This is a genomic window from Rahnella bonaserana (assembly GCF_019049675.1).
GTDB lineage: Bacteria > Pseudomonadota > Gammaproteobacteria > Enterobacterales > Enterobacteriaceae > Rahnella > Rahnella bonaserana.
In genome coordinates, this window is the sequence record NZ_JAFMOW010000050.1 from 1 (window position 1) to 12,721 (window position 12,721).

A 12,721-nucleotide genomic window follows, 5' to 3' on the forward strand; every position below is an offset into this window, starting at 1 on the left:
CCCTATTTAAAGAAACCCGCCTATGGCGGGTTTTTTGCTTTCTGGGTTTTACCCAATAAAAAAAGCCGGAGAATACGCTAATATTCTCCGGCTTTTATGTAATGATTCAAAAACAGCGAAAGGCGTTATCCGTAAAGCTTCAAACGCGCAGCCTTTTTGGCAGAAGCCAGATCAGCCTGAACCATTTCGATCACCAAATCCTGTAACGAGGTTTCCGGTGCCCACCCTAACTGACGTCGTGCTTTTGATGGATTAGCCGAAACCTTGCAGACTTCAGCCGGGCGGAGATAACGCGGATCTACGGCGACAATCACATCACCGACTTTCAGCGCTGCGGCCACCGGGCTGATAATCGCGGCAATCACCCCTTTTTCCTCAACGCCTTTGCCGATAAAACGCAGCTTAATCCCCAGCTCCAGCGCAGCAAAAGTCACGAACTGACGCACCGTGAACTGCACGCCAGTTGCAATGACAAAATCTTCCGGCTTGTCCTGCTGCAACATCAGCCACTGCATTTTGACGTAATCCCTGGCGTGTCCCCAGTCACGTAATGCATTCAAATTGCCAAGATAAAGGCATTTCTCCAGCCCCTGTGTGATATTGGCCAGACCGCGGGTTATCTTGCGGGTGACAAAGTTCTCACTTCGCCGTGGCGATTCGTGATTAAACAGAATGCCGTTGCAGGCAAATATCCCGAAGGTCTCCCGGTAATTCACCGCCGTCCAAAAATCGCTGATTTGCGCGACCACATCCGCAAAAGGCTGATTGAATGTCACCATCTCGTTGATCGACATCCCGTTAACCAGCCCGCACAACGCGGAAGATGACGCATGGTAATAACGGGTTTTGTGCTCCAGTCCTTGTGAACGAATGGCTTCCAGCATTCTCAGGGCACTGATTCCGGTTCCGGATAAAGTGGAGTGAGCGGCTGTGCCGCTGATAATATCCAGATGATAAATTTCATCCGGACGAATTAACGCCAGCAATGCGGCCGGATTTGAAATTTCACCCTGGTTATAAGGGTGAATGCAAAAGTTAGGGTTATTTTTATGCAACTCTTCACTGACAGATTCAGTATTAAGTGCCGGACTGTGCAGAATAATACCGTGAACGGTATAACCTTTTTTAAGTAAAAGTTCAGTCAGATAGGATCCGTCCTGCCCGGTGATATTGGTAATAAGAGCGACCTTAGACATAGTAAACCCTTTGATTACAATTTAAAAAACGCATCGGGACAGATGCACGATTATAATTGCAAGGTTATGTTGAGTAAGATGAATCGCAGAATAAAAATTTAAAGACTACATGAATAATGACAAAATCTTAATAAACGATGCGCTTACGTTCATTAAACTCATTCCATTTTGTTTTGATATATTTATCCAGTTCATTATGAAATCTTTCTCCGGAGAACTTTAACGCATTTTCGCGACAGTCCAGCGGGAGAATAGACTCCTGAATCTTATCAAAGTGACGCACAGCTTTAATCAGTGATTCCGCTGTTTGTTCAGCGAAAAATACCCCGGTGGCGTTCTTTTCACCATAAGGTCTGATGGTCTCCAGAACGCCACCTTTACCAAAAGCAATAACCGGCGTTCCGCTGGCCTGCGCTTCGACAGGTGTAATCCCAAAATCTTCTTCCGCAGCAAAAACAAAGGCCTTTGCGCGTCGCATATAGTCTTGCATCACCTCGTCAGGCTGATAGCCCAGTATTTCAATGTTACGGCCCGCTTTGGCTTTGATCTTCGCCATTTCAGAGCCGTCACCGATGACCACCAGCTTCTTATCCGGCATCTGGCTAAATGCCTCCACAATCAGATCGATACGTTTATAAGGCACCATGCGTGAAGCGGTGAAATAGAAATCCTCTTTGTTCTCCTGCAGCGTAAAGCGCTCAACATCAACGGGCGGATAAATAACATCCGCATCGCGGCCATACACCTTCTTGATCCGGCGGGCGATAAACTGAGAATTGGCAATAAAGTGATCGACGCCATGAGCAGTGCGGTAATCCCAGATCCTGATTTTATGCAGAAACCAGCGGGCCAGTTTCCCCTTGAGACCTTTATTCAGCCCTGATTCGCGTAAATACTGATGCTGAAAATCCCACGCATAACGGATCGGAGAATGCACATAGCTGATGTGCAACTGATCAGGGCCGGTCAGCACCCCCTTGGCGACCGCATGACTGCTGGAAAGCACTATGTCATGTCCGGTCACATCAAGTTGTTCGATTGCCAGTGGCATTAAAGGCAGATACTGCTGATATTTCTTTTTAGCAAAAGGTAAGCGCTGAATAAAAGAGGTCGTCGCTTCTTTTCCGTAAAATTTCTTGCGGGATTCGTCAGAAAGGAAGTCGACCACTGAATAAATATCGGCGTGTGGATATAATTTAATAAATTCCGCAATAACTTTTTCGGACCCTGCAAATGTCACCAGCCAGTCAGCAACAATCCCAACACTCACATCATGTGACATAATTTAAACCTTATAAAATGAAAAGTGAGCAATACAAACTCACAGCGAGTCATTATCACTCACTTAAATAAAATAGTTTTAATGGTTACATACTACGAAGGATGGAAAGAATTCTTCTTGTTTGTTCCTGCATTAATTTTGTATTGGCGCGTGATTCTACATTCAACCGAACCACCGGCTCAGTATTTGAGCTGCGCAGATTAAAACGCCATTCATCAAACTCCAGACTTATTCCGTCTGTATGGTCGATGTTCACCGCCTCACCTTCGTACATGGCTAATACACGGGCTATAGATTCTTTAGGTTGTTGCAGGTAACTGTTAATTTCGCCGGAAGCGGGATACGCGGTGATCCGGTCATTAATCAATTGTCTCAGGGATTTCCCTTTAACATGCAGCAATTCCGCCACCAGCAGCCAAGGGATCATACCGCTGTCGCAGTAATAAAAATCGCGGAAGTAATGATGGGCGCTCATCTCGCCGCCATAAACCGCATCTTCCTGGCGCATACGTTCTTTGATAAAAGCATGACCTGTTTTCGACATCACCGGCACACCGCCCGCACCGGTGACTATATCAATGGTATTCCAGCTCAGGCGCGGGTCATGGATAATGCGCGAACTGGGATATTTCTCCAGAAAAGCATCCGCCAGCAGACCGACGATGTAATACCCTTCGATAAAGTTACCGGCGTCATCAAACAGAAAACACCGGTCAAAATCACCGTCAAACGCAATCCCCATATCTGCCTGATGTTTAATGATGGCATCCGTGGTGTCCTGACGACACTCAGGCAATAACGGATTAGGAATGCCATTCGGGAATGTGCCATCAGCTTCATGATGAACTTTGATAAATTCAACCGGTGCCCCGGCGGCAATGAAGCGTTGTTCAATAGCATCAACAACGTGACCGGCAGCTCCGTTCCCCGAGTTAAACACCAGTTTCAGCGGACGGGTGAAATTCTTTAGATCGACATAGCTAAGCAGCTTATCCACATACTCTTCCAGCACAGAGGCTTTCTCGTAAGTGCCGCGCTTAGCCTGATCCACCGGTGCAAAATGATTGGCTTCGGCCAGCGCCTGAATATCACGTAAACCGGTATCACCGCTGACTGGCCGGGAGTCTTCACGAACCAGTTTCATGCCGTTGTAATTCATTGGATTATGGCTTGCTGTTACTTCAATGCCGCCATCAAGGCCCAGATAAGACGTCGCAAAATAGATTTCTTCCGTTCCTGTCACGCCAATATCAACAACATCCGATCCTGCATCCTGTAAACCCTTTGCCAGAGCAAGTTTTAATGCCTCGCTGGTTAAACGGACATCTCCGCCCAATACCACTTTATTCGGTTTTAAATATTCGCCGTAAGCACGACCGATGCGATAAGCAATATCTTCGTTTAATTCAACACCTAATTCCCCGCGAATATCGTACGCCTTAAAGCAAGTCAATTTATCTGACATATTTCATCCCCAAATTAACAGCGACCATAGTGATCTTTTATACGGATAATATCGTCATCTTCCAGATAGGAGCCTGACTGGATTTCCAGAAGTTCGAGAGGAATTTTCCCGGGGTTCTCTAACCTGTGCTGAGCCCCAATGGGAATAAACGTAGATTCATTTTCAGTGAGCAGATAATCCTTATCTTCCAGAATAACTCTGGCGGTACCTGAGAGAATTACCCAGTGCTCCGCACGGTGATGATGCATTTGCAATGAGAACTGTCCACCGGGTTTAACCGTTATCCGGTTCACATGATAACGCGGTGCCGTCACGATATTATCGTTGCGTCCCCAGGGGCGATACGACTCACGATGCAGACGATATTCCCGGCGTTGATGAGTCTTTAAAAAGTCGACAACTTTCTTAACGTCCTGCACCTGGTTTTTATCAATGACTAAAACGGCATCTTTGGTATTAACAATGACCAGATTATCGACACCGATGGCGGCCACTAATTTCTCATCCGTATTGATATAGCAATTCGTCGCGTTATGCGTAAATACATCACCACTCAGGGCATTACCCTCGATGCTTTTATTATTCACCTCCCAAAGAGCAGACCAGGAACCCACATCATTCCAGCCCGCATCTAACGGAACGACAATGGCATCAGTGGTTTTTTCCATCACGGCATAATCAACAGACTCATCCGGACAGGAAATAAAGGATTCTTTATCCACACGAATAAAATCTTGCTGCTCATCAGTCTGCGAGGTTTCAATAGCTTTAAGACAGGCTTCAAGAATGTCCGGCCTGAATTTCGCCATCTCTTCCAGAAAACGCTTTGCACGGAATAAGAACATACCGCTGTTCCAGTAATACTCTCCGCTTTCCAGATACTGCAAAGCGGTAGAAAGATCAGGTTTCTCAACAAATCGTTGCACCTGAAAAACCGGGTCGGCATCGCTGCTGAATTCTGTTCCCCGCTGTATATAACCGTAGCCGGTTTCAGGGCCGGTCGGCACGATACCGAAGGTCACCAGCTTCCCTTGCTCAGCAAAGGGAATGGCGTTTTGTACTGCCTGATGGAAAGCTGCAGGCGACTCAATAACATGGTCGGCTGCAAGTACCAGCAATAACGGATCGTGGCCGTTATTGATAGCACTGAGGGCAGCAAGCGTAATCGCAGGGGCGGTGTTTCGCCCGACAGGTTCAAGAATAATGTTGTCAGAGAGCTGATTTATTTGTCGTAATTGTTCGGCGACCAGAAAGCGATGCTCTTCATTACAAATAACCAGCGGCACAGAAACATCCAGCCCTTTTAAACGGGCGACGGTTTCCTGCAACATTGAATTATCGCCATGCAGACGAAGAAATTGTTTTGGATAAAGCTCACGAGACATTGGCCACAGGCGGCTACCGGTACCGCCAGCCATGATTACTGGTAGGATCATCTTTACCCTCACCTAAATGGAAAGCATTAATTTAATTAATAGTGGAATAACTTCATTTTTTGTTCTGATAATCTCTCATAAAAGGAAATGTAACCGATTCTTTAATAAAAATAATAATGTTGATAATAATAAAGTTATGACAACCGTAAGCACATAAACCTCATTACAGGAGAGAGTCTCAGAGAGAGTCAGAAAAAAAATAACATAAGGATGAATAAAATACATGGCACCGCAAATTAGCGCTAAATTTTTGGTGTTGAAACTTTTAAAATAAACACCTGTATCTTTCATCAGAAAGATGAATATTGCAGGGCAAAGAAGTAGCAACGACAAGATAAAATCAATATGATATGAATCACCTTTAAAAACAAAAAAATAGACAAAGGTTAATTCAGCCATTAATACCCCGCACCCTAAAACCAACATTAGCATTAATTTATCAACACGAACTTTCTGGATAAATTTATTTCTGGCAAGGCATGATCCTATGTACATCATAGGAAAACCGAAGAATAACCCGTTTCTGAAAATCCAATACTGGGAAAACACCTTATAGTATAGGCTATCAGGCTTAAGAAAAACTCTGGTATATTGCAGTATGGTGCCCGTAAAAAAAAGACCGATGCATATAAAAATAATATAACTTCGGTTTCTTAAAAAATACAATCCAACACCCCCCATTGCCATAGCTGCAATGTACCAAAGATGATGATAACCAAATATCAACTCTGAAAAAAATACAGCAAGATGGTTGGCATTAATATCTCGTACAGGAAGGTACAACGGGAGATAAATAACCTGCCAGGATACAAACAATAAAACAACTCTCTTAAACCATTTCTTAAATTTAAAAAAATCAGTAACTTGTTTTTGAAAGTAGAAACCATTTATTATAAAGAAAACAGGAACAGCAACTCTGAAAAAACCATCTACAGTATAAAAACTCAACAGAGAATTTGCAGAGAAAATACCGGCATGAATTGCAATTACCATTAAAATCAACACCAGCCTGAAAACATCTGTCAGTTGATTTCTTTTATTACTATTTTCGGCCATAATTAATCACCAAAATCATTGCTATCGTAAAAATAATTATTGAAAAAACTATCGTAACTGCGACGTTATGAATTTATGGACAGAAAGAAAATGCTGCGAAAGATTCTTTGATGCTGCAACGTCTTCTGGTGAGGAATAAATAGAGTTATTTGTCGCATTAGCATTTTTCAATAAAATATTAAACATGCTGTTAACACCAGAGACGGACCTGATGACATTAAACTTAGAGTAAACAGCTAACACAACCTCACAATTAATACCTTTAATATTACTGAAGTAATTAGGTTTCTCAGGGTTAAGTGTTTTAGCATCGCTATAAAAGACCGAGACTGCTGTTCTGGCATTACCGATAAGTATGTTTTCCACACTGCAACCAGAAGAGTTGTTGATAAGAACCCCTTCAGAGGTAACTGTTTTTCCTAAGTCCGGTATTTGAATGTTTTTAATAATACAGTCTTCACATAAGTTAGTTGCTACTCCGCTCCCGTTTAAACTACCGGGTGTCATGGGACTATGCTGTTGTGCACTTTCAATGACGCAGTTGGTCGAATTCGCAATAAATCCAATGGAATAGTAAGTTCTTTTAAGGTCAGGGCTGATAACATGCAGATTTCGGGCAGAGCAATTATGATTCGACGGTGTTTCCGGCGGTACATCAGATCCCATGCCGATCAACTGAGTCCAGCCACGCCCCCAAATATTATAAGCATGGCAGTTTCTTGCGTTAACAAAATTAATTCCATATCCACCCCAGTCATTTATATTTTGCTGGGTAAATTGAGACTCAATATATAAATCATGAATGACAGAATTTTCAGCCTGTAAGAATTTTGGGTTATCCCGAAGATATTGCCGTTGTTCAGGATTTTTAAAATTAGGATTGATGGTGGTCATATTCTGTTTATGCAAATAACGTTGCTTAGCGTATTCTCTGTTTGCCTCCTTACTTGAACCAATAACAAAACCACCTCGACCTTTTACAAACAAAGGATCCTCAAAGAGGATTTTAGTACTTTCTCCCTGACCAAAGACTTCTGTGTTATCTGACAAATAGACAGGAAACAGCAGGCGGTAATATTTATCAGGATCGGGTAAATGGATCCTGGCACCTCCGAGCTTAGCCGCAACATCACATGCCCGCTGAAAGGCAAAAGAATCATCATTTACACCATCGCCTTTGGCACCAAAATCTAACATATTCAGATCAGGAATCCTGGCAGGCACTGAATTGATACCATAAGCACTATTGAGAAAGAGATACGAGCTTGCAAATCCAACAGAAGAATACTTTAAAAAAGAACGCCTCTGCTCATTTATACTTTCTTTTAAAAATTGATCCTGATTGCACATTATTCACCTTCATCATGAATATCTCGCTTTTTATAGATACTCATAGTAAATAAAAACAAAGGTACGCTTACCCAAAATGTTGATATATCGATGAACATACCAGAGATAGTATAAGCCATGATCAGAGGAAATTTATCCCTATTATTTTTATAAACAAATGAACAAAGTGATAGCAGAAAAGAAAGGTAAAGTAGAAGCCCAATAACTCCTGTCTCAACAGAAAGTGAGAGAAACATGTTATCAGGAATAAGACCGTACTTCTCTGTGGATAAACGATAACCTACTCCAAGCAAAGGGTTATCACCAACGAGTCCAAGCAGTAATGCCCAGGTTGTAAATCTGCCTGAACTTATATCCTGTTGATTAGCACCGGATAACCTCCCCCAGAATGAAGATAAATACTCGTTATTCATTCCAAAAATTAATAATGAAATAATAGATACAGCGATTAACATTAACGTCAGGGGTTTTATTTTACGCTCCAGACCGAGCTTAAAAACAAAATAAACCAAAGCAGCAACCAGCAGACTTCTGGACATAGAAAGATAAATATTGATAAGAAAGCAAATCAAAATCACGGTAAATAGAAACGAGTTCCTGCCTGCTCTCCTTAGTTCAATAAATGCCGTAAATCCTAGAAGAAGTATAAGATTACTGTAAGCGCTGGAATCCTTTGCAACTCCTCCGGCCCTGAACACGTAACCCATTCCTGGATATTTATACATCTGAGTGGCTGTCAGTGCCTGGCTCTGCAAAAAAAAACCAACTGATGTTTCGAGGGTAACAAGAATGAAAAGAATTATAAAAAAGAATGCAACCCGCTTCTGTTGCCGCTCATTGATTCCGCGGCTAAAAGCCAGTATCAGGACGCCAGGGATATACATCTCCAGCATTCTGAAATACCTCAAATAGGCCGGAATGTGGTCAGTTGAACCCGGATAATACATGTAACTGTAGGTAATCCCTGACAACACCCAAACTGACCATAACGAAATAAATAATATAATATATAAAGCGTGTTTGTTTCTTTTGTTTTTTCTCAATAAGAAAAAAAACAATGACAGCATTGAAAATGGAAAAGCAATTTCGAGGCCGGATATATCCCCACGCCCAAAAGGTATCAATGTAATTATAACCATAGCAAGACATGAGAATTGAATTGCGATACTATTCTTATTGACAGATTGCATTAAATACCTTCATTCTAATTTCATTATTTCCGTGTATAAACTCAATTCTGCAAGATAAGTGCGTTCCGGAGAAAATCTCTTGATGATGAAATCTTTAGCATTACTCGTTATCAGTGAATGATCAGCTTTGACCAGTTTAAGCTTTTCGGCAAGTTGTTCGACATTGCCCAGCTCATACAAATATCCGGTGATATTATTTTCGACCAGTTCAGTATTGCCGCCAGAATTGGAAGCTAACACTGGGATCTCGTAGAGTTGAGTTTCGAAAATCACTCTCCCTAATGGCTCTCTGTCAGATGGGACACAGACCAGATTTACGTCATGTAAGCTCTCGCGGACATCAGAAACAAAGCCGGTAAATTCTACCTGTTCGTGCAGGTTATGTTCCTGGGTGAATTTTTGTAGTTGCTTACAATATTCTTTATCTTTTTCAGTGCTTCTTGGCTCCCCAATAAACCTTAACTTAACTGAAGTGTCATTTAACAGATAAAGAGCCTGCAAGACTTCCATTTGATTCTTAACTTCAGTTATTGCGCCAATAACAGCAATAACATACTTTTCATTATCCTGAACAGACTCCCCGCTGGTTCTGTTCAGAAATTTTAAATCGAGTGGGTTATAGATAACCCTTATTTTAAACAGTGAATCTGACACCCGTTTAAACGTACTTTTCACATATTCAGAGTTTGCCAGTATCACCGTTGAAAGTCGGTATATAACATTATCCACGAAACCATGATTCGATAAATCAATACCGCATCGTGCGCGAAAAACTGTTTTACGACCTCTGATCCGGAATGAAGGCATTGCAAACAGCCCATCATAAAATGTATTACAATGTACGATAGAGTAGTAATTACTCCTCTCCAGGGTTCGTAACATCAGATTAACCCCCCCTATAACCCGTGAGTTAAATGGTTTGCTATCAATATAATTAATATGTCTTTCGCTGATCCCTGATTTCAGTAATTCCGTTTTATATTTAATGTTTTTCTTGTCAATCAGGATATTAAAATCAACTTTCCCATTGATTTTCTCCAGTAGTGCAATCAGACTTCTTTGTCCACCGGCGACATCATGGCAGGTATCAACATACAGGATTTTTTCTTTTTTCATTTTGTTTCTGCCTGTTTTTAATCGTTCAAGGTGAGTTCTGCCAGCTTTGACCAAGTGAATTTCTTCACATCAGAAATACAGTTATTACTTAATTCGCTGAGTAACACCCTGTCTTTGTAGAGCGTCATGATTGCCTGAGCAATTTCGTGAATATCTTCTTTTACTACGAGCCCATTACGATTATTTAATACAACCTCGCTGATTGCCCCCACATCTGTTGCAACAGAAGGTATACCGTAGATTGCGGCTTCCAGGAAAACCAATCCGAAACCCTCAATCTTTTTATTACTATGTTTTGCAGCAAGCACAAAAACTTTATTTTGCTGGTAAATTTTCTTAAGTTCTTCGTCACCAATGCCAGACCGAATCATAAGTCTGACGTCATTACGCTCAGCCAGTGTTTTCAAATTCTCTATAAAGTCATCACTCCCATTACCTACGATGGTGTAGATGATTTTTTTTCTGACATCTGGAGGAAGCAAACCTAATGATTTAATGACATAATCATACCCTTTTCTGTCGTCTAATCTCCCAACAGTGAGTATATTGAACTGTTCTGAATTAGCATTATTCAGATAAGTTTCATTGCTTATCTTCTCATCCTGAGAAACCCCAAGATACGTAACAATTACCGGGATCTCTTTTGGGACATGATGGTTTTCCAGTAAAATACGTTTCGTATAATTACTGTTAGTAAATATAGTTTTCACACCAGAAAATAAATTTAACATCTTTGCAAATATAGAAGCCTTACCATTCTTTAGATTAAGGACTTCACTTCCATGTAGCATAAGATTAAATTTTATTTTATTCCTCAACGTAAATTTATTTACGCATTGTATGGCAATCCAAAATGGCCAGTCTGCGACCAAAACATAGTCATATTCATCAAAATTTATAGACATCACTTTTTTTATTAGTTTTGGCAGATGCCAGTATTTAAACTGTCCACCTGAAAAAAGATTTAATGTCATTTTTTTGCTGATGTCACTCTGCTTGAGCTTATCATCATATTTAGGGGCAATGAGTGTTACTTGATTATCATGTTTAATAACATTAATTAATTCTTCACAATATCGACCAATACCACCTTTGAAGGGATAAAACTCATTGGTGAAAATTAATATCTTCCGCATTACGCACCACCTTTCTGTCTATTTTTATTCATCTTCTCTTTGGCATAATTAAATACTTCCCAAAGAGCATTAACTTTAAGCATTGCGCAACACAGCATGTAAACTACAGCGCCCAGAATAACCTTCAAAATAATATCAATGAATCCACCATCGACACTGATGAAGTAGGTCGATAAAAACATCAATAATGTCGCTATGAATACTAATGACATATCTTTCAGTTGTTTCACTGCACCGTAACCAAACAATTTCCCCGGATAGTAAGCGTTAATAAAAAAGTAAAATATAGAAATAACAAAGTTGCTTATAACCATGTACTTCAATCCAAATGGAGCAGAAATAAACAGACCGATGATAGTCAATGGAAGTTTTATCAGGTCAATCTTCAGATACAGGTCGGACCGACCGATTGCATTTAAAAGATTCGCATTTATTGCACCGAGTGGAATAATCATGCGCGACAGTGCTAGCCACTGGATAATAAAAACGGAAGGCAGCCATTTGTCAGTAAGGAATAATCTGACAAAGGGCTCCGCTATCACCACGAGTCCAACCATACAAGGAAGAACGATGAAAGCTGTCATATCCAGGCTCTTTTTATATATCTTCAGCAACCGCTCCCTGTCATCCTGAGCGGCAGCCATTACCGGAAACAAAACACCTTGCAAAACGTTGAAAAGGTTTACAGACAGTAAGTCAGGCAGATTACGGCCTTGCGCATAAAACCCGACCTCCTTGCTCGTAAAGAGGCGACCAATAAGGATTGAATATGAGTTATCTGATAATACGCCGGTGAGTCCGGCTAAAAATACCTTGGATCCAAAATTGAACAGTTCTTTGGTTCTGGTAAAAGAAAATTGTAGTTTAGGTCGCCATCTAGAAACAATAAACATCAGAATGGTTACGATAGCTGAATAACTTATTGCCTGATAAACCAGTGCATAGACACCATAATTCATATAGGCCAAATAGATAGCAAATACACCACTAATCAGTACAGCCCAGAAATTAACAAATGTTTTAAGCCTAAAGTTTAATTCTATGCTTAACTTTGCTATCTGAACAACGCTAAGTGACTTAATAACAATACTGATTGATATTAACCTGATTACTTCGACAAGTCTGTTATCGCTATAAAACTCTGAAATATATGGAGCAAGGACATATAGAACCCCATATATCATTAACCCCAATACAAAGTTAATGTGAAAAACAGTTGAATAATCTAAGTCTGAACGGTCTTTCTTTTGAATTAATGCCTGTGAGAAACCTCCGTTAATTATCACATCAGAAAGCACCAGGAAAACGGCCACCATCCCTATCAGGCCGTATTCTGCAGGGGTAATCATCCTTGCTATCATAATCCGGATGACGAACTGTCCGCCCTGTACCATAAACCTTTCAATGGCATTCCAGATTAGCCCTGTAATAGTGCGCTCTTTTAAAGAGTTAGTTGTCATATTTTTTAAATCCGACAAAACCTGCGTTCAGTTT

Annotated in this window: 10 protein-coding genes; all 10 read right to left on the reverse strand. The window is 41.0% G+C overall.

Annotated features, from left to right (window positions below):
• Positions 1 to 125: 125 nt before the first annotated feature.
• On the reverse strand, positions 126 to 1,196 hold the full coding sequence (locus tag J1778_RS02995) for a GDP-mannose 4,6-dehydratase (protein WP_217171931.1): 1,071 nt from the start codon (positions 1,194 to 1,196) through the stop codon (positions 126 to 128).
• Between the two features lie 127 nt (positions 1,197 to 1,323).
• Complete coding sequence (locus J1778_RS03000) at positions 1,324 to 2,478, reverse strand: glycosyltransferase family 4 protein (protein ID WP_217171932.1); 1,155 nt, start codon at positions 2,476 to 2,478, stop codon at positions 1,324 to 1,326.
• Between the two features lie 85 nt (positions 2,479 to 2,563).
• A complete protein-coding gene (gene cpsG, locus J1778_RS03005) occupies positions 2,564 to 3,943 on the reverse strand; it encodes a phosphomannomutase CpsG (protein WP_217171933.1) in 1,380 nt (459 codons plus the stop codon).
• A 14-nt stretch (positions 3,944 to 3,957) separates the two neighbouring features.
• A complete protein-coding gene (locus J1778_RS03010) occupies positions 3,958 to 5,379 on the reverse strand; it encodes a mannose-1-phosphate guanylyltransferase/mannose-6-phosphate isomerase (protein WP_217171934.1) in 1,422 nt (473 codons plus the stop codon).
• Between the two features lie 75 nt (positions 5,380 to 5,454).
• Complete coding sequence (locus J1778_RS03015; RefSeq protein WP_217171935.1) at positions 5,455 to 6,435, reverse strand: acyltransferase family protein; 981 nt, start codon at positions 6,433 to 6,435, stop codon at positions 5,455 to 5,457.
• A gap of 48 nt (positions 6,436 to 6,483) precedes the next feature.
• Entirely contained in the window at positions 6,484 to 7,785 is a 1,302-nt protein-coding gene (locus J1778_RS03020; RefSeq protein ID WP_217171936.1) for a glycoside hydrolase family 55 protein, read from the reverse strand.
• On the reverse strand, positions 7,785 to 8,975 hold the full coding sequence (locus J1778_RS03025; protein ID WP_217171937.1) for an O-antigen ligase family protein: 1,191 nt from the start codon (positions 8,973 to 8,975) through the stop codon (positions 7,785 to 7,787). The genes J1778_RS03020 and J1778_RS03025 overlap by 1 nt, the downstream gene beginning before the upstream one ends.
• A gap of 9 nt (positions 8,976 to 8,984) precedes the next feature.
• Positions 8,985 to 10,091 carry a glycosyltransferase family 4 protein gene (locus tag J1778_RS03030; RefSeq protein ID WP_217171938.1) on the reverse strand — a complete coding sequence of 369 codons (1,107 nt, stop codon included), beginning with the start codon at positions 10,089 to 10,091 and terminating at the stop codon, positions 8,985 to 8,987.
• A gap of 17 nt (positions 10,092 to 10,108) precedes the next feature.
• Complete coding sequence (locus J1778_RS03035; protein WP_217171939.1) at positions 10,109 to 11,227, reverse strand: glycosyltransferase family 4 protein; 1,119 nt, start codon at positions 11,225 to 11,227, stop codon at positions 10,109 to 10,111.
• The gene (locus J1778_RS03040; protein WP_217171940.1) at positions 11,227 to 12,687 is read right to left on the reverse strand and encodes a lipopolysaccharide biosynthesis protein; all 1,461 of its coding nucleotides are present in this window, start codon (positions 12,685 to 12,687) and stop codon (positions 11,227 to 11,229) included. The genes J1778_RS03035 and J1778_RS03040 overlap by 1 nt, the downstream gene beginning before the upstream one ends.
• Between the last annotated feature and the right edge of the window lie 34 nt (positions 12,688 to 12,721).